Below are 20,527 nucleotides of genomic sequence, written 5' to 3' on the forward strand. Positions count from 1 at the left end.
CGCAATGATCGCCGCCTTGCGCCCATGACCATCGTTCACTGGCAGCCGCCTGCGCTTTCGAGCGCCTTCAAGGACCACGAGCTGTGGAACGCGATCCTGTCGCATCGCGACCTGCCGCTGTCGCAGGGCGCCTCCGCCGCAGCGTTTCGATTTTCGGCGATCGATCCGCCCGATCCGGTAACGCCGGCACTGCTGCTGCAGCCGGACGGCGGCCCGCTCTTCGCGGCCATCATCGATTCCTTCCCATTCACGGCGCTGTTCGGCGCCGACCTCGAGATGCGTGACGTTCACGACCTGCCGCCTGCGCTGCGCAGCTGCATCGAGGAAGGCGTGGTCGGAACCATCTGGGATGCGATTCCCGAAAACCACATGGGCCGGCCGAAGATCGTCGCGCGCGGCGCATTGGAGGACGTATCCCGGCGGATCGGCGAAAGCCTGCAATGGTTGTCGGTCAGCATCGATCGCATCGCAGACGAGCCCGTCAGGCTGTCGATCGGCGCGGCGATGTCCTCGTTCACCTCCGTGGTCGCGGCGGGAGCGTTTGCGCCTGCGGCAGTCAACAGGGGATTGACGGAAAGCCTGGCGACCGAAGCCTGCCACACCCTCGGAAGCCTGCGGCTATCGTACCGCGATCTCGCGGCACTCCGGCCGGGAGACGTGGTTGCGCTTCCGCAATTGCCGCCGAACCTCATCGTGCTGCGGGCGCAAGGCCGCGCGCATGCCTTCCGCCTTACCGGCGAAACCTGGGTTTGCCTCGGCCACGAAGTCACCGAGCGCTACCGACGATCCCTGCTCGAGAGGGTGAACAGCATGTCTGAAGACCACAATCCCCTGCCCCGGATCGGCGATGATCCGCAACCGGATGTCGCCACGACCGAGACGCCCGTTGCGGCGATGGCCGAACTCGGCGTCATCGTCGATTTCGACATCGGCCGCATGAGCATCCCGCTCGCCCAGGTGCAGGCGTGGCAACCCGGCGCCGTCGTCTCGCTCGATCGTCCCGCGCTCGATAACGGCATCGAGGTCGCGATCCGCGCGAACGGCCAGCTGATCGGCATCGGCGATCTGATTCGCATCGACGAGCGCATCGGCGTGCGCATCACCCGCGTCATGTCGTCTTCGACCTAAAGCACCGGCGGCACGCGACCATGACCGATCCCTTCAATCTCATCCTGATCCTCGGGGTCGCCGCGCTCCTGCCGTTCATCGCCGTCGTGACCACGAGCTTCATCAAGCTTTCGGTGGTGCTGTCTCTGGTCCGCAACGCGCTCGGCGTCCAGCAGGTGCCGCCGAACATCGCGCTCAACGCGCTCGCGATGATCCTCTCGGCCTACATCATGGCGCCTGTCGTCATGGAGACGTACGACCTCGTCAGCGCGGCAAAGCCGAACTACGGAACCGCCGACGGCCTGAAGACCGCCTTCGAGACCGGCCGCGGGCCGCTGGAGCGCTTCCTCGGCAAGCACGCTTCTGGGCGCGAGAAAGCCTTCTTCCTGGAATCGGCGCGGGAGCTCTGGCCCAAGAACCTCTCCGACGGATTGACGGCGGACAACATCGTGATCGTCCTGCCGGCCTTCACCGTCAGCCAGCTCCGCGAAGCCTTCGAGGTCGGATTCCTGCTCTACCTTCCCTTCCTCGCCATCGATCTGATCGTCACCAACATCCTGCTGGCGCTCGGCATGATGATGGTCAGCCCGCTGACGATTTCACTGCCGTTCAAGCTGTTCCTGTTCATTACGGTGGATGGATGGTCTCGCCTGATCCTTGGATTGGTGAAGACCTACTCCCACTGACCGCTCTGTTCGGCCGCTCCCAGGAGAGATCGCCATGTCCCCCAATGAAGCCGTGCACCAACTGAACGAGGCGATGATGCTGGTAATGGTTCTGTCGTTGCCGCCGATCCTCGTCGCCTCCGTAGTCGGCATCCTCGTCGGTCTGCTGCAGGCGCTGACCCAGGTGCAGGAACAGACGATCTCGTTCGCCGTCAAGCTGATCGCGGTCGCCGTCACCATTGCCGCCATGGCCGGCTTCCTGGGCAGCGAGATCTTCACCTACACCATGAACCTCTTCAACAACTTCCCGGCGATGACCTGAGGCTCCCGATGCAGGCCGTGGTCGAGGTTCTTCGGGTTTACACCGACTATTTCCTGGCGCTGCTGCTGTCCCTGCCACGGCTCTACGCTTTTCTCAGCGCCTCGCAGCTGTTGAACTCGGCCGCCGTTCCCATGATGCCCCGGACCGCGACGATCCTGTCCCTGGCCCTGATCGCGGTTCCCATCAATCTCGACTATGCCATGAGCTTCGACCGCTCCGCCGCTGCGCTCGCGCTCTATTTCGCCAAGGAATATGCCGTCGGCTTCCTGGCCGGCTACGTCGTCGGATGGATGTTCTGGGCCATACAGGCTGCCGGCGGGCTGATCGACAGCCAGCGCGGCGCGGCCGTGGCGTCCGCGATCGACCCGCTGCAAGGGGAAGAAACCTCACTGCTTGGGACTCTCCTGTCCCAGGCCTTTTTGACTTACGTGCTGTCCACCGGCGCATTCCTGCTGGTGCTGGGCGTCGTCTACAAATCCTACGCGATATGGCCGGCGACCAGGGCCATCCCGATCGTATCGGATCTGTTTCCCGGAATGATGCTCGGCCTGCTCGACATCGCCATGCGGATGGCCTTCGTGACCGCCGCGCCCGTGCTCGCCGTGATGTTTCTCGCCGAATTCGCCCTCGCGATCGTCAGCCGCTTTTCGCCCCAGGTGCAAGTCTTCGTGCTGGCGATGCCGATCAAGAGCGTGCTCGCGATTCTGGTGCTCGTCTTCTACGCGCCAATCTTGATGCCGTTCGTCGAGCGCCAGTTCGCCTCCTTCGACCGCAACGTGGGGCAGATGTACGAGCTGCTGAAGCTCGGCGACCGGATCGGCCGGCCCGCCACCGAGCCCGCGCCGGGAGGCCGCAAATGAGCCAGTCGACCGGTGAAAAGACCGAGCCGCCTTCCCCAAAGAAAATTCGCGACGCGCGCGCCAAGGGCCAGGTGGCCAAGAGCCAGGAGGTCGTGACCACCGCCTCGCTCGCCGCCGTGTTCGCCACGATCTGGTTCAACTGGCCGAACATGATGGCACGCCTGGTCGGGCTGCTCGACCAGATCGCGTACCTGCAATCCGGCAGCTTCAGCGACACCGCGGCAGCGGCGATCGCGATCACATCGCACGAGACGGTGGCGATCCTGCTCCCGATCCTCGGCGCCGCACTCATCGCCGGCATCTTCGCCAACTATTTGCAGATCGGCTCGATCTTCGCACTCGAAAGCCTGATGCCGAAGCTGGAGAAGGTCAGTCCGGCCTCGGGCCTGAAGCGCATCTTCTCCATGAAGCAACTGGTCGAGGTGCTGAAGTCGCTGGTGAAGATCAGCTGCCTCTCCACCCTGCTCTACCTGGTCATCAAGAGCGCGATCGGCCCCTACATCGTCTCGCTGTCGTGCGGGTTGACCTGCCAGACCTCGATCACGATCGCGATGCTGCGCGATCTGCTGCTGTATTCCGCCCTGGCGTTCGTCGTCGTGGCCGGTTTCGACTTCATGTACCAGAAATACAGCTACACCAAGGGCCTCATGATGTCGAAGGAGGAACGCAAGCGCGAATACAAGGAAAGCGAGGGCGATCCTCACATCAAGGGTCATCGTCGCAGATTGGCGCAGGAGCTGGTGATGGGCGACGCCGGCCAGAAGGCCCGCCGCGCGACCGCCGTCGTCGTCAATCCCACGCATGTGGCGATCGCGCTGCACTACGACGGCGACAAGCTGAAGCTTCCGGTCGTGACGGCAAAAGGGCTCGGCAGCCAGGCTCACGTGATCCGCACCGAGGCCGAGTCTGCGGGCGTGCCGGTCTTCCGCAACGTCACGCTGGCACGCTCGCTGTACGCCAGGACCGACCTCGAGGATATCGTGCCCGACGAGCTGTTCGACGCCGTCGCCGAGGTGCTGGTCTGGGTTCAGTCCAACCGGCACCTGCTCTACAAGGGCCCGCTCGCGCGCGGCGTCATCGACATGGACGCCGGCGATCACCGCCCCAAGCCGTAGCCGATCGGCGCAATTCGGGGGTGCCGTACTTGTCCCCGCGACAACTGGCGATCACGGCCCTCGTGGAGCACAGAGCATCACTTCGAACCGCTCTCCAGCCTTTCGCCAAGTCTCTTGAAGGGAGCCTGAAGACTGGGGTCCAACGTGACCGCATATTTGATGCAGCCAACGCGAACTGCCCTCGCAAGCTCCGCGCGATGCGGTCCGTGATTTTGATCGATCGCGGTTGCAACTCGTCTGAGGACGAACAGAGCTTCGTCGGGCTTACCCAAGTGCGCGATCATCCCGGGAACGCGATCCAGGTGATTTTGCAGTTGGTTCATCGCCGATTGCATCGTGCGCGGCGTTCCCTCGCGCACGATGAATTTGAGCACCGACGCTCGCTGGACGGCGCCGAGCTTCTCGCTGGTCAGGTTCGCGATCTCGTCTTTCAGCTGCGCCTCCTGACCCGCATATGGCGCGAGATCCGAAACGGCTCTTCCGATGATCGCCTGATCGCTCCTCGGGTCGGCAAGCAGCCGATTGAGCGTTATGGTCAGCGCTTCTGCATAAACCTTTCTCTCGGTCCCGTCGGGCATGGTGCCGATCACCTGCGCGAGCGGCAAAGCCGCAGCTTTGGCCTGCTCGATATCGAGCGCTTCGATCGCTTCGAGCAGTGGACCGGTTTTGCCGCGTTGATCGATACTCAACATCTCCCTAGCGATGATCTGCCGGGTTGCAACCTTGTCGGCTTCGGTATCGCGATGAGCGGCGAAGTAAAGCAGGCTGGTGAGCTTCGCCGCGCGGTCCTTCGCATCGGCAGGGCTCTTGAACGCGTGATCGAAGTCCTCGAGCGCCTTCAGGAGCGTGGATGGCCGCTTCGTGGCCGGCGCTCCTGCTCCGCTCGCGACGCCGTCTGGGCTGACGAAAGCCGAGGCGGGCACGAGCGGCCCCTTCGGATGAGCGGCAGGCGAGCCGATCGCGCCAACATGCAGGTCCGCAACGATGGTCGCAGGCGTCGCGGGTTGGTGCGCCGAAATGCCCGACGAGATGCGGCCTTGCGGCCCGGCCGGCGCTGCATGATCCGGGACGCTCTGTATCGAATTGCCAGCATCGGCATGCGGAGGTTGGGTTGTTTCGATCATCGGATCTGCTCCAGTCCCGTCACTTGTTTCCATCAAACGCATGGCCGCTAGGGGCGGCATCGGAACGCCCGGGCATTGCATCGTGTTGACCGATAGCGCGTGCAGCCCCCGAGTGATGTGCCGAAGGTCACGGCGGGACGCTTCAGCGCATCGGCCGAGGTTCACCTGCGCAAGTTTGCGTCAGATGTCATCCCAGGGCTTCGGTGCAGCCGGCGCTGGGGACGTCCGCGGCGCCGGTGCCTGAGGCGGCCGACGCGGCCCAACGTCAATGACGCTCGTCTTGTCGTCGAATGCCCTGATCTGTCCCGGCGCCAAATGCTGCGTGCCGGTGACATCGACGTCGAGAAAAGGTCTGTCGCGGTTCGTGTTACCACCGAGAACCACAAACGTCCCTTCGTCCTCCGGCGCACGGACCGGTTGCTCGCCCTTCTTCAGCACCCGTATCTCGATCCCTTCCTGGTGAGCGGCCCGCAGGAATCGAACTTCGGATTTCAGCCTGGTCGACAAGTCTGGCACGTTCTTGTGATCGCTCGCGACCTTCTTCAGCAACATATTCAAGTCCTGTTCGCTGGGACCGCCCTCCCGTGCCACGATCCGGCTCAATAGCGGCTGGTCCGACGACAGAGCATCGGTCCACAGCACTTTCACCTCTGCCTTCACCAGGACAGGTATCAGCTTCGTCATGCCGCGGAACATGTCATCGACATGCTGATAGTCCAGCCGCCGGTCCGCAAGTCTGTCGGCAATCTGGATCCCGCCATAGCCCACGATCTGCTCACGGACGAACTCGGACGCGTCGTGCGCGTCGATCACACCGGTTTTTCCCAGAAGCGGCAACTCCTCCGTGGTCACGTGACCAGCCCGCTGATCCGCGTGAGGCACGCGCGCCGTCCAGGCTGCGGGGATCTCCGCCGCGCCCGCCGGGGGATCATGCAGCACGCCCGGTGCGTCGCCTTCGCCGAGACGCCAGGCCGGAATGGTCGCCCCCGGATGAACCGGCGCGCCATCCTGCACAGGCGCCGCGTAGGCTCCGTGCTGGCCGAGAAGGACGCTCTGCGTCACCTCCTGGTTCAGGTTTCCAGGCGCGACGCTCTCTTTGCGAACCGTGTCGTCCACGCGGCCAATCTCCGCCGGCGATTGGGGAACGGACGCCAGGGGCTGGCCTGCGCTTGCTGACACGGTCATGAGACGCTCTCCAGATATCCGCGGCGTCCATGCTGGCGCCGCGATCGAGGTCGCCGCAGCGGCACCTCCGGTCAGATCTGGCTAACGCATCGTGGCGCCGGGTGGAGTGCGGTAGATGACAGCCTATTTCTGGTTCAGCCAGTTCAACTGCTGGGCATAGATGACGGTCGCGTAGCCACCCTTCTGTTGGATCACGGAGCCGAGCTCGCCCACGAGCGCGAGACGGCTGGCGCCGTCGGGCGCTCCGCCCTCGCGCATCCGCTCACCGCTGCGGGTCTGCACGTAACGGCCTCCAACCACGCTCGCGCCGGAAACGTCCAGCGCATAGGGCCGATAATCCCGCAGCAGAAACCGAATGAAGTCCGGATTGCGCGGCGCCTCGTTCAAATAGAGCGAGATCACCGCAGTGTCGCCCGGAATGCGCGCAAGGCATTCGGTCGCCAGCCTCGGGTCAAGTGCAGCCTCCAGGATGAACGCCTGGTCCTCCTGCGCAAACTCCGTCAGCGAGTAGGAGTTCGAGATGCTGAGCAGATCGAGCCAGAAGATGGCGGTCGGCAGGTTCTCGGTCGTGAGCCGCGAGCCGACGCGGCAGGCGTTGGCGATCCCCTGAAGATTGGCCGTCACGAGCAACGGCATGTATCTCTCCACGGCCTTGTCGCGGTCGGTCTGCTCGTCGCCGTTGCCCCGCCGTGCGATTGCCAGCCGCTGCTGCAGCAGGAACTCGAAGTCCTTCGCCAGCGCATCGTCGCCGCCTTTTCGCCAGCCCGCCAGCAACTCGTTGGCACGCTCGGCGAGCCGCAATGGATCGGCGCTGACGCGGGGAGCCATGAGGCCGCCCGCCGCCGCTTTCACCGATCCCGTCGGTTTGGTATCCGTCGCGGCCAGCTGCGGCGAGGAGCCGGCGAACAAATCGTCGATCCGGTATTGCCCCTGCAGCAGCTTGTCGCGGTCGAGCGCGCGGTCACCGTTCGCCTGCGCCCCGAGCGTGACCGGCAGCGTCGCCGCTCCCACCAAGGTTCCGTCCGGCTTCTGCAGCTGGACGAACGACCGCAGCGGAATCTCCTTGCTCAACCGGCGCGAATAGGACGTCAGAAACCCGACCCAGGAATCGATCTTCTCGATCGGGAGAATGCCGCTCGCCTCGATCAGTTCGCCATCGAGCCGCAGCAGCACGAACTGCTCGATCTGCGCCGTGCGCGCGATCTTCTGAACTTCATCGAGCAGCGTCCGGCCGGTCCGGATCCTGGATTCGACGGTGCTCAAGCCCGCGATCGACGCCCTCAACTTCTCCACGAACTGCCGCGCGGCCTCCTCGTTGAGGACCACGCCGTCCAGCGCGAGTTCGCCGTTTGGGGACAGCGTGTAGCTAACCTGCATCTTTTCGGACTTGATCAGCCCCTCGATCTCGCTCCTCAGCGCCTCCAGCACGCCAAGGCGGAAATAGACCTGCGCGCCGGTCTTCTCGACCGCGGCCACCAGAGCGCGGCGTTCGAAGCCGTCCTTGACGAAGCCGGTCGCGAACACGGTGCCATCGACCTCTCGTTTCAACGCGACCGGCCTGCCGAAAGGGAACTGATCCAGCGCTGCACGCGCCACCCGCTCGGTGTCACCTTGCTCGACCCTGGGCACCGGGTGCTCCCTGCCGCCGACGGCGAAATAGCTGACGCCGACCCCGATGATTCCGAGCAGCGCCGCAATCGGCATCGCCAATCGTGCGGTTCGGCCGTTCAGCTTCAATGCGGATGGCAGTGCCATCGCGAACGCCGACAGTCCCCTCTTCCGGACCTCGCTCTTCGGTTCGTTCTGCTCAATCAGGGTGGTCCAGTTGGCATTTGGCGGCGCCAGAACGAGGCGCATCATGCCGACGGTGATGATGTCCAGCGGCTCGACGTCGTGCCACTCCGAGCCCGCGGCGATATCGGTTGTTCCGCCGACCGTCACGCCGCCCGAGCCGCCCGCAATCTCGATCTTGCCCGGCGTGATGCGCAGCCTCGCCTGCCCGCCCTGCAGGCTGACGTCGATCAATTGAATGTCATCGTCGTTTCCGGAACCTATCGAATATTCCCCGGGAACGAGTGAAACCTCGGCGCCGACCTGGACCCCGTTGAGGATCTTCAGGATGACACGGTCGAACAATTTCGATTCATCCATCGCCAGCAATCCGATCCGCTTGTAAGCCGCTACGATTCCGGATCGTCCGTTTTGCTCCACGGCGATCCCGCCACATCCTCCGATCGAAGGATTGATCGGCGCGCGTTTGCCGATATTTCTCTTAGTATGAAACGCGCTCCCTGTTTGCTTGGACAATTGCGACCGCCACTTCGACAGGAGCGCACTCACCATCAACTTCGTGAGGCCGGCCTCTGCTGCAAGCCGAATTTGACCGTCGATCGCGTCGATACGTGATGCTGTTCACTAACGACAGATCACCTCCGTGCGACGCTTCGACGGATCCCATGATTGCGATGCTGCCGGACACCGGATCTGTCAGCACCAGAACGATTTCGGATATTCATCGTGCGGGAAACTGGCGTGTCCTTACATGATCGAGCCGTCTTGAACTCGGAATCGACGAGCGCGCATCATCGCGCCGTTTCGACTTTCGAGACAGATGTCGCCGCCGCGGTCACGCGCACCACCGGCGTGACCGGCGCCGTGGGGTTTCGTGCGCTCAAGTCCTCCTCCGACTTCGCACCCGTCGGCAACGACGCCTGGGATGCGCTGATCTCGGCGTCGACGCGCCGGCTCTACGGCAACAACGAGGTCATCTATCTTCAGGAAGAGCCGGCGCAGCACCTCTATTTCGTGATATCGGGACACGTTCGCCTCTCATACGTGCTCGATGACGGCTCCGCGATCCTTTACGCGATCCTGCCGGTCGGCGCGAGTTTCGGCGAGCTGGGCGTGTTCGACGGCGGCGTGCATTGCGACATGGCGACCGGAATCGGGGCGACCATCGTAGGCAGCCTCTCCACCGTGAAATTCAACGAGCTTTGCAGACGCTTTCCTCCGCTCCAGGATTGCATCGCGCATCTGATCGCGCGTCGTTATCGGTCCTACGTCGATCTCACCCGGCTCATGAGCTTGAAGACGCTGCACGGGCGCGTTGCCCAGGCGCTGCTCAGGCTGGCCGACGGCCTCGGCTCCAAGGAGGATCACGACGGCCACGCGGTGCCGCGCATCGGACCGATGGTCACCCAGGCCGACATCGGCCTGATGGCGCGAGGTGCACGCGGGAGCGTCAACCGGACCTTGAAGGCGTGGGAACGCGCGGGATGGGTCGTCTCGAAGGATCGCGCGATTTTGATCGTCGATCGCAGGGCGCTGGAGACCGTCGCCATGGAGCAGGACTGTGATGGCTGACATCGGACCAAACGGGATCTCCGGCCTCGCAATGACCGAGCTCGAAGAGCGGCTGTACGGTAGCGACCGCATCGCCGTCATCGATGCGACGCTCGCACGGCTCGACCAAATCGCCGCCCGGATCGCGGCATTTCAACGTTCAGGCCCTTCTCCCGTCGATTACGCGCGCGCCACGACAATCGGCAACGCCGTTGCCGCAGCGCGCGACGTCGTCACGGGAGCTCACCCCGCTCGATGAGCCTCGCTCGCGAGCAATGCTGCAGGCAACCTCGCCGGGAGCACCCCGGCGAGCAACACAGGAGAACTGACTATGGCCGGCTCAACCAACGCGGGATCATCGGACTTTGCGCCGACGCTCGACACAGGCTCGGATCACAACTCGACCATCACCCAGGGCGGCTTCAAGTACAGCTATCTCAACCGGGATGGCTTCGATCTGGTCTGGAACCAACAGCATCTGCAGACCCAGATGAGCAAGATCGAAGACGACATCCGCAACATCCAGCAGAACGCCAACCTGTCCGACACCGAGAAGGCGTTCTCGATGCAGATGGCCATGAACACGTGGTCGACCATCGCGAACCTGCGCACCAACACGCTCAAGGCGGTCTCCGACGTGCTGCGGAGCTGCGCCCGCAACATCGAGTAATCGGCGGGATCGCCGATCCGGGCGTTCAAGCGAGTGTATTCGTGGCTGGCCCGAATGCACTCGCGACGCCGATTGCGGATCGCCGCCCTCCGCGACAAGGATCGATCATGTCCTCGCAACGCCTCTTCGCATTGGCCATTCTCGTCGCTGGATCTGTCCTCGCGGCGGCGCCGGCCAATGCGCAGCTCGTGCTCATCTGTTACACGCTGCACAACGATCTCGCGAATTTCGACCGCCGTGCGCATCAGGTTGCGCATTTCTACGTAGGCGGCCCGCGCTCCCATCTCGGCGGCGCCGACGCCGTTCGCCTGCGGATCATCGACCAGATGCGCCAGCTCGGATGCCCGTTGCCGCTCGAGCCGGTGACCTATCGGGATTTCCGCGTCCGTCCGCCGGTTCCGCTCATTCCGACGCAACCTCGTCCGGCACCGTTGATCGTGAAGTAGACCGTTGAATTTTGGGGCTGGCGCCACCGGTCTCAGGCGAAGTGCAAAATCAGGAGCACACGCTGGGCGGCACGCAGCATCTCGGCAAAGTCCGGGCGGCCGCGTGCGATCCGGGCGCCGACCGCCAGCAGCGACTGCGCGGCCTTGCGATTGCCGCGCTCGAGCTCGCAAAAGCCCGCAATACAGTAGGCGCGCGGATGCTTTTGCGGCAGTTTCAAGCATTCATTGGCCAGCAGCAGCGCTTCGTCGAAGTGGCCGAGGCGAGCGGCACACAGCGCCAGCGCCGAGAGCGTCTCCGCCTCTTCGACCTCAAGATGAAGAAGCGTCGCGAGCAGCACCGCAGCACGGCCGATCTCTTCGGCGGCAAAGGCTTCGGCCGCGCAATCGTGCAGCAGCAACGACGGCTCGCCGCATCCGATGTCTGCCTGACGCGCGACGATCGTCTCGTGCAAGGCCGCGATGGCGTCATCGCTCCAATCACCCCGGATCAGGGCCAGCACCGCCGAGGCGACCGGATCGCCGCTCCACCGACGTGCCTCAAACGCACCTCGCGCCCGACGCAGGACGATATCCGGCCGTGTCAGGTCGATCGCTCCGGCGGTCGCGGGCGCTGCGAAGCCCGCGCCGGCTGCGCGCGGCGCGAGAAGATCCAGCACGATCTCGATATCCCGGTTTTCCAACGACAGCTCCACGATCCTTCGGCGCGGCCCCGACTTGGCTACGCCGACCGATTTGCGAAAGACATTCCCGCGATGCTTCCCATCCCGCCCTGCGGGCGCGCCCGACAGACAAGCCATCATCATTCAATCCGGGTTGTCATCTATATGACACTCGGGCGCAGAGCGGCATGCTACCCGCTAGCTCCGGGCTGACGATGCTGATCTTCAACCCCTCAATGCGACCTCTCGCGATGAGGGAGCAGACGCCGGCGTCGGCACGCGCAAATCGACGGATGCCGTTTTGGATATCGAGAAATTCGTCATTGGCCAACCGCCCTCTCGCGAAACGCGGGAATGGGAGCGCGTGCTCGGTGAGCTTCGCGCGCAGCTCGAGCGCATCTGCGCCGCGCCACTGATCGCATCCGACGGCGAGGCCAGGCGGATCATCATGGCGATGCCCCATTGCGGCGACATGACCGAGGTCGACGCGCTGATGGACCAGCTTCTGATCCGGGTCGGCGAATTGCTGTCGGCGGCGACCGGCGACCCATCACAACTCACCCGCCTCGTCCACAAGGCGCGCGAGCACGGCCGCGCAGCCCTGCGCAGGAATAGTCGGCCGCACGGCCTAGGCGAACAGGACCACGCGGGCTTCGTCCCGCGCGCCCGCATCCATCTTTGATTCCGAGGAACATGGCATGAGCGATTTCTGGAGCGGCGCGTTCGGCAACTCGCCGGTCATCCAACCAACCCGCGGCGACCAGCTGCCGCCGCCGCAGAACACGCCCTATGACAATCTGCTGGGCGGCGCCGCCGGGCTCGATCCCTCGATCAACAATGCCGGCGCCCAGGCCGTGTTTCCGGTTCTCAGCGCCGATCCGAATTCGCCGGACAGCCTGATCGCAAAGGCCGGCAAGCCTGCCCATTTCGACGATCCGCCCTCCGCGCTCACTGCCAATATCTTCGCGAGCTGGCATAGCGCGTATCAGGCGGAGTACATCAACCTCCACAAGGGCGAGGCCTCCTCCGGCATCCTGACCATCGGATCCGGGAACGATGCGATCCACGTCATGCTCTCGGGCGACCAGACCAAGGTCTACATCCTGGAGTCCCTGCAGAAGGCGGATTTCGCTACCATGGCAATTTCCGACCAGACGCTCATCTCGTCGGTCGCGAACGATGATCTGGCCAAGACCGGGGCCGCCGCCAAGACGCTGGCGCGGCTCGGGATGACCGAGGATGTTGGTCAGGCAACCGATGCAATCAACAAGTTGCTCGACGCGATCGACAAGGACACGTCCGTGTCCAACGAAGACAAGCAGGTGTTCAAGGACGAGATCACCAACGTCCAGAAGCGCATTGACGCTACCAAGGTCTATTCCCTCACCGACATCAATAGCGCAATCAGCGCCATCAATGACCGCTTCCATCGCGTCGCCGTGTTCGCAAAAGCGAAAGCCGCCGGCCCGCTCCTACCCGATCCCAACGATCCCAATCAGTTCAGGAACGTCACCGGGCTCAATCTCGATGCAGACAACAACAACGTCGATATCCAGAACGGCCTCACGGCCTTCATGAACGCCGAAAAGCAGATCCTGGCGGCGGACAATGCCGCGATGCAGATCGCCAATACCGGCACGCTGGTCGGGCTCACGAAACATCTGGACGCGCCGAACCTGCTGGCCGCGTTCCAGCTCAGCGCCAACCTCAAGGACCAGGCCATCAACGCAGGCGACACCGAGGAGATCAACCAGATCAACCAGCTTCTGAAGACCTACAACGTGATCCAGGAGCTCATCAACCAGACCATCGCGACGTTCGATGCATCGAAGAACGACGAGAAGCGCGGACTGCTCGGCTACGACGCAAGCGGCGGAGTCGGCAACAATTCGGGCAAAGAGCCGGGCGAAACGGACGATAAGGGTAACGAGATCATTACGCAAACGGCGATCGACACGTTGCAGAATCCAGTCGTGGTCGACCCCAAGGAGGACAACAAGTTCACTCCGCCGGCCCTGAGCGATGCGCAGCTCAAGGCCATCAGCATGTTCGAAAAGGACCTCAACGGCATCGCCAGCCCGATCGAGGATCTGCTCGGCGTCAAGCGGCCCACCGGCTTCGATTTCTACGACAATGAGGGCAAGACGCTGAACTATTTCCAGAAGTCGACCTGGGACCAATGGTCGGCGACGCTGAGCAACACGGTGCAGCAGATCAGCCAGGAGAACCAGCTCAAGTTCAACGACATCAACACGCTGGAGAAGGAGCGCACCACGCATTTCCAATCGGCCACCAACGCGTTGTCGAAGGCGGGCGACATTCTCGCGAGCATCGGCAGGAACATCAGTTAGCGCATCGCGGAGGAGCGCCGGGCGCGAGAGCTCCCGTCGGCGCCCCCTCCTTCATGTTGCAGCCAGGCGGAGCCAACCATGCGTATCAGGAGCCTCGAAGTCGGCCTGGAGACCATCTCCCGCTACCAGGTGGCAGACGACGTCCACCTGCCCAAGGAGAAGGGGCTGCGGCCGGTCTTTCTGCCGGTCAGCCAGCCGCTCGACGACGTCTTGAAGCGACCATCGCTCGATGAACGCCTGCCGGCTCTGCTCCAGCCGAGATTTCTCGATCCCGACCTGCTCGAACCCGCGACGCTGGCCGATATCCGCCTCCAGGCGCAGGAATTGATCGCGGCTAGCGCGAAGCGGGAGACCGGCGCTCGCAAAGAGCTGCTCGACCGGGCGGCCACTTGCCTCGAGGACGAGAACAGCCTCGACGAAGAGGTGCGCCGCTCCCTCGCCGCACTGCTGCGCGGATAGCCATGAGCCCGACGAACCTTCCAAGCGTCAAGGACACTTCGCGCACGACGCGGGCGACCACCGTCCAGCCGCCGCGCGCCACAGGGCCGCTGTCGGTCAAGCAACGCGACTTCCTGCTCCTGAACATCTACGTCCTGGCGCAGAACGGCTTCACCGAACGCGCCTCCACCCTCGCGCAGGCGCTGCACGTGCTGGGCGACAATTCCGCCGAGGTCACGCTGGCGCGTGCCGTGCTCGGATTCTTCGCGCAGGACTGGGGCGCAGCGCTCGCCTGCCTCGACGAGCTCGACCGCATCGATCCGATCGAACGCTTCGGCACCTATACGATGACCGACGCGCAGCGGCTGCGGCGCTATCTCAAAGCGCGGTGCTTCTACCAGCTCGACGACCTGCCCCGCGCGCGCGACGTGGTGGAAAGCTATCTGCGCCACGGCACCGAAACGGCGGACCAGGCGGGATAGCGGACGAGCCTGCTGCGCGCCGGGGTCGCGGCGCGACGTCCGCGCGTGCGTTCTCCGATCGTCACGCTCAGCGCAAACCGGCTGTCACACCTGATACAGCGCCAGGCATGCGGACGCGATACCGACGATGTAGTTCCGGGCCATCTCCGGATCGCTTCGAACTCCGGGAGAGTTCCGATGTCGCCGCTGCCCCCTGCCGCCCCCCGCCATGCGATTGTCGGCAATGAGCCTCCGCCATCGCTGGAAAGCCCGGCGACCTCGGCCCCGCCGCCTCCGGAGAAGACCAAGCCCGGCATCTCCTCGTCCGGCGATGCACCGCCTCCCCGTCAGGACGCGTCGAAACTCGTCGCGCCCCGCAGCACACAACCGGTCGTCACGGCCGCCGCGCTGCGCGAGGCCAGCGCAACGGATGCGCGGCTGCGCACGATCGACAGCTGGCTCCGCGCAGATCGCCTCGCCACGGACCTCGGCGATGCACTCCTTGGCCGCACGGAGCTCGGACGATTGACGCCGGCGGAGCAGCGACATTTGATCGACCGCGCGCTCGACCGCGACTTTTCCGACATCGAAAGAATCGTTGACCTGTTTCACCGCGATCCGACGCAGCGCAAAGTCGTCGCGGACGTGCTGATCGGCCGCATCGTCAAGCTGCAGGGCCGGACAGAGACCCCCGACTTCCATCCTCACCAGCAGGCGACCGAGTTCGTGCTGCCGATCATGCGCGCTTTGCAAGACCATGATGACGAGCTCGGCGCGCTTCTGTCCCGCCTGAAGCCGGACGAAGCCCGGCTCTTCGCCGATGCCGTCTGCGGCAAGGAACGACGCCCCACCGGCCTGTTGCCCGAGGCCCGAAATCAGATCCTGGCTGCGCTGAACATCGGCCCCCATACGGAGGCGACGCATGAGATCGTCACCACGATCCACGCATCCACCAGGCCGGGCGACTTCGGTCTCGCGCGCAAGCTCGGCTCGAATCTGGCGATCGCCATTTCGCGCGAGTGGAGTCCGACCGGTGACAGGGATGCCGCTGCAATGCGCCTCAAGGACGTCCTGACGCACTCACAAGGCGGCATCGAGCTGCTGTATGGCGGCTCGCCGTTCCGACGCCAGCTCGGGCTCGCGCTGGTCGCGGAATATCCCATCATGTCGGGCGTCCTCGCGCAGGGCGACAGCCCGCTGCGAATTCCCGCAGCGACCCAGATGGCGGCGCATCGCCTGCTGCGGGACGCAGCCTACGGCGACGCCGATTTCGAGGCCGCGCAAGCGCGCCTGGCCGACCTTCTTAAGACGGAGAACGGTCAGGCGCTGGTCCTCGGCGGCTCCGACGAAGATGCCATCCCGCCAGCTGCCCGGCGCGAGGCCCTGCTGGCATTCCTTTCAGACCCGTCGATGACGGCCGCCGACCTCGACGACCTCCGGATCAATTCGGGCCTGGTGAGCAGGGTCCGCCGCGATCCATGGGCTCATCCGGAGTTGATCAGCCGCATCATGCAGGTGAGAGCGGCCCATATCCGCAACGACGAGCCCACGCAGCTATCGGGCGTCGATCTGGAGAACATCGTGGGCGCCGCGATGGGCCACACGCCCCGCTATCCCGACAGGGCCGCGGCGGCGCATCCGATCGGCCCGGAGCAATCGCACGCGATGCTCGCCGGCAAGCTCGACCTGTTCAAGCATGATGAAGGCGTTCGGCTCGTCGCTGCAAAGATTCGCGACGTCGGCGGCTCTGATCCGATGGTGACGTTCCTGCCAGTGACCGTCTCGAGCGAGGAATTCGGGCCGGTGCAATTCCCGCTGTTTCGCGTCGAGACCTCGCACGGCAGCCAATTCGTCGACCACATGGGCCGCAGCTACGACGATTTCGACGACTGGCTGAAGCGCAACAAGCTGCCGCCGGGCATGATGGTCTACCCCGAAGGCGGACATTTGCAGGTCGCGAACAGCCATCTGAAGACGGGTTTGGCGGATTCACTGCGGCTCGGCCACCGCCCGACGCCCGAATCCAGCATCGGAGCGAAGATCGTCGACAAGGCCGCCTTCGCAGGCGGCATCGTGGCCGGCGGCCTGCTGATCGTCGGCACCGGCGGTGCCGCAGCGGCGGTCATCGGCGTGGCCAGCGGCGTGTGGGGCACGTATCGGGCCGGCGGCGAATTGCTCGACCGTCACGCACACGGCCAGACGATCTCGCTCGCCGATCCCGCCGCCCGGGCGCTCTGGTTCAACTTCGCCGCCAATGCCAGCGGCATCGGCGCGTTTGGCGGCAAGCTGGCCGGGCGCCTCGCCGCCGGAGCCGGCGCGGCCGCTCGCAGCGGATCTGTCGTCGCCGCCCTGAACAAGACCGCCGAGATCGCCAACGATGCGGCGATCATCAACGGTGCGATCGAGCTGACGCGCAACGCCGGCGCAATGACGGCGGATCAATTGGCCAGCGAGAGCCTTCAGCTCGTCTTCTCGGCGGTGGTGTCCCGTGTCGCCGCGCAGAAGGCCCGCACCGCGGCTCAATCAGCCGCACGGCTCGCGGAGCTGCGGGCTGCGATCGAATCGGAGTTGACACGATCGGCGCAAAGCCACCCGATCGAAGCTGCTCACGCCACAACGCGTCCGTCCGCGGCTGCGGGGGATCGGCCAACCGGAGACGGCTCCGGCTCCGGCGGCAATCACCCGCCTGGTAGCGGCGGCGACGGAAAATCCACGGCCGACGGCAGCCACGCCAGTGACGGCAAGCCGCCTTCACGCGGTGGAGACGTGATCGATATCGATAGCGGAAGGCGGAGGCGAGAACGCGGGCCGCGGGTGAATGAAGGACATCCGTCGGCGGCAACACGGCCTGCTGCCAATGGCCCGGTACGGACTCCTTCGCCGGCAGAGCTCGACCAGCTAGATCGTCTCGGCCAGGCAGCAAGCACAGCCATGGCGCGCGCGACGCGCGAAGCTGAGACCGGCAACGGGGTCATCCGCGGCGATGTGCTCGATTCGCTCGAGGCAGCGCTTGGCGCGCTCGAACGGGCCATTGACGCGAGCGACCCCGGCGGGACATCTCCGCAGCATCGCCTGCTCGTCGAGTTGCTCGGTCGATATCAAAACCTCCCCGATCTCGCGAATACCAGCGCGCTCGCCAGGAAGATCAAGAACGAACTGCTTGAAGCGGGATTCGTCCGGGGCGCAGATGGCTACTATCGACGCCCGCCGCGAGAGACCAGCGAGCCGGCCGGCGCCAGCCACGATGCACCAGGCAGCCAGACGACGGGTCCAGACGCCGAAGCTCCTCTGCCGCTCGACGTGCACCTGGAGCTCGCGACCATGATGGCGAGGATCGAGCGGCTGAAAGCCAGACTGACGGACCTCGCTCCGGGCACCGAGGAACACGCCAACGCCAGTGTCGAGCTCTCGCGCCTCGAGACGGAACTTCAGGAGAAGGGATCTCGTGCCGTCTCGCCCGTCCGCGCGGACCATGCGGCCGAAGGCCCGGAGCCGGCGTCCCCCGAGCCCGGGGAGACGCGCAAGCGTTACGAGGCGATCGAACGAAGGCTCGGTGATCCCACCATTCCGTTGCAAGAGCGATCCGCGCTGCTCAGCGAGCGCGACGATGTCATCTCCCGGCTCGGCCGAGCCGTCCGCCGCCTCAGGGACGAACGCAACACCCCCAATCTTTCGCCGGCGGAAGGGCCTGCGAACGAACACAAGATCAGAGCTTATGATGCGGAACTGCTGGCCATCATGACGGCGGAGCGACGACGGACCGGCCTCGGACGCGAGGGCTCTCGATGGCGAGAGGCCGACAACGCCGTCTCCGAATACCGCAAGGGCGACAAATTCACCAAGCTGATTCCGCCCGGCGCCGTGCGCGATGCCTTCGAGCGGGCGTGGTCGGACTGGATGCAACGGCAGCAGCGGACGACCGTCTCGCGAGACAGTTTCCTTGCGGCGATCCGTCGGGCGGCCAGATCCGTTCCGGAGCTGGAGCCGCAAGCCGATGCAATCGCCGACGCGTTCAAGGAGGCGCTCGGCCCGCTCAACAGGAACGATCGCCTGCCGGTCGGATCGCTCGATCTCAACCCCGCTGGCTCAGCCGGCGCGCAGGCCCCGGCCGTCCGGCCGCAGGGTGCCGCACGCGGGGCACTGGTGACGCCGGCGCCTGTCGAGAGCGTACCTCACGATCCCGCGCAGGTGACAACCGCGTATCGCCAGGCAGCATTGCAGGTCGCCCGTCTCGGCCAAGCGGTTCAGGCCTCGGAGAGCGACCTGCGGGCCGGCAACGTCACACCGCAGGCCCGAGCGCGTCACGAAGCGCTGGTCGCTGAGCGCGATACTGCGGTGAAACGGCTGGAGCAGTTGGCCACCGCATACGGCAAGATCGTGTCGGGATCGGATCCGACGACCAACCAGCACGCGGCGCCGGAACATGCTCCGGCGACTCCCGAGCGCAATTCGGACACGGCGACGGCAGGTGACGCCCGGCCGGCTGCGCAATCGCTCTCAAAGCTTCTGAGACAATATGAGAGCGCCAATGCGAGCAGCGGGATCAGGAACCTCACGCCGGCCCAGCGCACCGAGCTGCGCAAATTGGCCGAGGCCGAAATGACGGCGGCGAAGAAACAGCTGAACGCGGCCGAGGCCGACGAGAAAGCAGACAGGCAGAGGAACGGCCGCGCCTCCCCTGACGTCGAGGCGAGAGCCAAGGCCGCTCGCGGCGCCTATGCCGAGGCTGACATCAACTGGCACAAATTCGTCGAAGGCGTGGAGCTGCCGCAATCGCTGTCGATGAGCCTTGCGGCCCTCAGCGCCGAGGTGGACAGCGCCCTCGCCGGCTTCAACCGCGCCCGCGAACTCTTTCGACGATCCGGAGAACGTCCGGCAGAATATGTCGAAGCGCTGACCAGGCTCAATCGGGCCGTCAACAATCTCTTTGGAGCTTGGCGGGTACGGGGCGACGGAGCTTTCGCGTCCCTCGAGGATGTTGCCAAACGCATGCACGCGATCGCCGAGCTCCGTTCGGAGCTCGAGTCCGGCACCCCGCTTCGGGAGCTTGAAGCACTCGCCAACGCGCAGGCGCAGAACCTCAGGGCAATCGATGCAGATCCCAGGACCATCAAATCCTGGGAGGATCTGGCCGCGCTCGCGCACCAGACCTCGCGAGATTGGAAGAGCGCGCCGCGGGACGCATTCATGGACTACGTGTCCCGACTGGTTCAACGTCGGGGCCAGATCAGCCCAAGAGGCCCGCTGGCATTGAGCGGCGGAAACAGCCCGCGCAAGCTGATGGCGGATGCAGCTGCGCGCGCGATGATGGATCTCGAAATTCTGAAACGTCTCGCCGCAGCGCCCCCCGGAAATGCATCCGTCCTGGCCCAGCTTGGGGCCGCGCGGCAACGGATCGACGAACTCTACAGAGCGACGATGGCAGCGGCGCGAGGGCGCACACCGGCCGACCCCGCGATCCAGCAAGACACGGCTGCGCTCGCGATCCTGATCAACGAGTATCGCGCCCAACACGCCGACCTGCGAAACGCGATCGGCGAGGCTCCGCCCCACAGCGCAGACGGCCTGCTCGACCAGGCCGCCGACGTCACGGTCGATCAACTGACGGAGCTGTTCTTTCCAAGCAACTAGCCGCGAACGAACGGCTTCGTTCGTCGCGGCACGCATGCGCCGACGTGTCATCCCTGAGACAGCCGGCCTCAACCTCTCATGCAACAAGACATTTCGGCGAGTCTGTCGTCCTGCGGCGACGCCGCCCGAAATGGCCCTCCGTGGATACAAG

General features: G+C 64.8%; 18 protein-coding genes. 14 read left to right on the forward strand and 4 right to left on the reverse strand.

What is annotated here, in order from left to right; all coding sequences use genetic code 11:
- Positions 1-24 precede the first annotated feature (24 nt).
- Genes AABA84_RS32265 through sctU form a run of 5 tightly spaced genes read left to right on the forward strand, consistent with a single transcriptional unit; the run spans position 25 to position 4,069 of the window.
- Positions 25-1,128 (forward strand): FliM/FliN family flagellar motor switch protein, encoded by a 1,104-nt coding sequence (locus AABA84_RS32265; RefSeq protein WP_338314145.1) that lies wholly within the window; start codon positions 25-27, stop codon positions 1,126-1,128.
- A 20-nt stretch (positions 1,129-1,148) separates the two neighbouring features.
- The gene (gene sctR / locus AABA84_RS32270; protein ID WP_212252537.1) at positions 1,149-1,793 is read left to right on the forward strand and encodes a type III secretion system export apparatus subunit SctR; all 645 of its coding nucleotides are present in this window, start codon (positions 1,149-1,151) and stop codon (positions 1,791-1,793) included.
- A gap of 34 nt (positions 1,794-1,827) precedes the next feature.
- The gene (sctS, locus tag AABA84_RS32275; RefSeq protein ID WP_212252539.1) at positions 1,828-2,094 is read left to right on the forward strand and encodes a type III secretion system export apparatus subunit SctS; all 267 of its coding nucleotides are present in this window, start codon (positions 1,828-1,830) and stop codon (positions 2,092-2,094) included.
- Positions 2,095-2,102: 8 nt separating this feature from the next.
- Positions 2,103-2,954 (forward strand): type III secretion system export apparatus subunit SctT, encoded by an 852-nt coding sequence (sctT, locus tag AABA84_RS32280; RefSeq protein ID WP_338314146.1) that lies wholly within the window; start codon positions 2,103-2,105, stop codon positions 2,952-2,954.
- A complete protein-coding gene (sctU, locus tag AABA84_RS32285; RefSeq protein ID WP_338314147.1) occupies positions 2,951-4,069 on the forward strand; it encodes a type III secretion system export apparatus subunit SctU in 1,119 nt (372 codons plus the stop codon). The genes sctT and sctU overlap by 4 nt, the downstream gene beginning before the upstream one ends.
- A gap of 77 nt (positions 4,070-4,146) precedes the next feature.
- On the opposite strand, the gene AABA84_RS32290 is transcribed toward sctU, so the two are convergent.
- The 3 genes from AABA84_RS32290 to AABA84_RS32300 all read right to left on the reverse strand — a co-directional run bounded on the left by AABA84_RS32290 (position 4,147) and on the right by AABA84_RS32300 (position 8,529).
- Complete coding sequence (locus AABA84_RS32290; RefSeq protein WP_338314148.1) at positions 4,147-5,193, reverse strand: hypothetical protein; 1,047 nt, start codon at positions 5,191-5,193, stop codon at positions 4,147-4,149.
- 180 nt (positions 5,194-5,373) lie between these two features.
- Positions 5,374-6,378: a hypothetical protein gene (locus AABA84_RS32295; RefSeq protein WP_338314149.1), complete on the reverse strand. Its 1,005-nt coding sequence runs from the start codon at positions 6,376-6,378 to the stop codon at positions 5,374-5,376.
- A gap of 123 nt (positions 6,379-6,501) precedes the next feature.
- Positions 6,502-8,529 (reverse strand): hypothetical protein, encoded by a 2,028-nt coding sequence (locus tag AABA84_RS32300; RefSeq protein ID WP_338314150.1) that lies wholly within the window; start codon positions 8,527-8,529, stop codon positions 6,502-6,504.
- A 405-nt stretch (positions 8,530-8,934) separates the two neighbouring features.
- Here AABA84_RS32300 and AABA84_RS32305 point away from each other — a divergent pair, with 405 nt between their 5' ends.
- From AABA84_RS32305 to AABA84_RS32320, 4 genes are all read left to right on the forward strand, one after another.
- A complete protein-coding gene (locus AABA84_RS32305; RefSeq protein ID WP_338307363.1) occupies positions 8,935-9,741 on the forward strand; it encodes a Crp/Fnr family transcriptional regulator in 807 nt (268 codons plus the stop codon).
- 31 nt (positions 9,742-9,772) lie between these two features.
- A complete protein-coding gene (locus tag AABA84_RS32310) occupies positions 9,773-9,979 on the forward strand; it encodes an EscE/YscE/SsaE family type III secretion system needle protein co-chaperone (RefSeq protein WP_212252553.1) in 207 nt (68 codons plus the stop codon).
- 72 nt (positions 9,980-10,051) lie between these two features.
- Entirely contained in the window at positions 10,052-10,390 is a 339-nt protein-coding gene (locus tag AABA84_RS32315; protein WP_212252555.1) for an EscF/YscF/HrpA family type III secretion system needle major subunit, read from the forward strand.
- A 107-nt stretch (positions 10,391-10,497) separates the two neighbouring features.
- Positions 10,498-10,836, forward strand: a complete 339-nt coding sequence (locus AABA84_RS32320; RefSeq protein WP_212252557.1) for a hypothetical protein — start codon at positions 10,498-10,500, stop codon at positions 10,834-10,836.
- 32 nt (positions 10,837-10,868) lie between these two features.
- Here AABA84_RS32320 and AABA84_RS32325 read toward each other — a convergent pair whose 3' ends face one another.
- Positions 10,869-11,636 (reverse strand): hypothetical protein, encoded by a 768-nt coding sequence (locus AABA84_RS32325; protein WP_212252559.1) that lies wholly within the window; start codon positions 11,634-11,636, stop codon positions 10,869-10,871.
- Between the two features lie 160 nt (positions 11,637-11,796).
- Between AABA84_RS32325 and AABA84_RS32330 the strand changes: the two genes are divergently transcribed.
- The 5 genes from AABA84_RS32330 to AABA84_RS32350 all read left to right on the forward strand — a co-directional run bounded on the left by AABA84_RS32330 (position 11,797) and on the right by AABA84_RS32350 (position 20,376).
- Positions 11,797-12,177 (forward strand): hypothetical protein, encoded by a 381-nt coding sequence (locus tag AABA84_RS32330; protein ID WP_338314151.1) that lies wholly within the window; start codon positions 11,797-11,799, stop codon positions 12,175-12,177.
- Between the two features lie 16 nt (positions 12,178-12,193).
- The gene (locus tag AABA84_RS32335) at positions 12,194-13,846 is read left to right on the forward strand and encodes a hypothetical protein (RefSeq protein WP_338314152.1); all 1,653 of its coding nucleotides are present in this window, start codon (positions 12,194-12,196) and stop codon (positions 13,844-13,846) included.
- Between the two features lie 78 nt (positions 13,847-13,924).
- A complete protein-coding gene (locus AABA84_RS32340; RefSeq protein WP_338314153.1) occupies positions 13,925-14,305 on the forward strand; it encodes a hypothetical protein in 381 nt (126 codons plus the stop codon).
- A gap of 2 nt (positions 14,306-14,307) precedes the next feature.
- Entirely contained in the window at positions 14,308-14,766 is a 459-nt protein-coding gene (locus tag AABA84_RS32345; RefSeq protein ID WP_338314154.1) for a hypothetical protein, read from the forward strand.
- Positions 14,767-14,943: 177 nt separating this feature from the next.
- Positions 14,944-20,376, forward strand: a complete 5,433-nt coding sequence (locus AABA84_RS32350) for a DUF4781 domain-containing protein (RefSeq protein ID WP_338314155.1) — start codon at positions 14,944-14,946, stop codon at positions 20,374-20,376.
- The last annotated feature ends 151 nt before the right edge of the window (positions 20,377-20,527 follow it).

Origin of the sequence: Bradyrhizobium sp. TM239 (assembly GCF_036247985.1) — a bacterium.
GTDB lineage: Bacteria > Pseudomonadota > Alphaproteobacteria > Rhizobiales > Xanthobacteraceae > Bradyrhizobium > Bradyrhizobium ottawaense.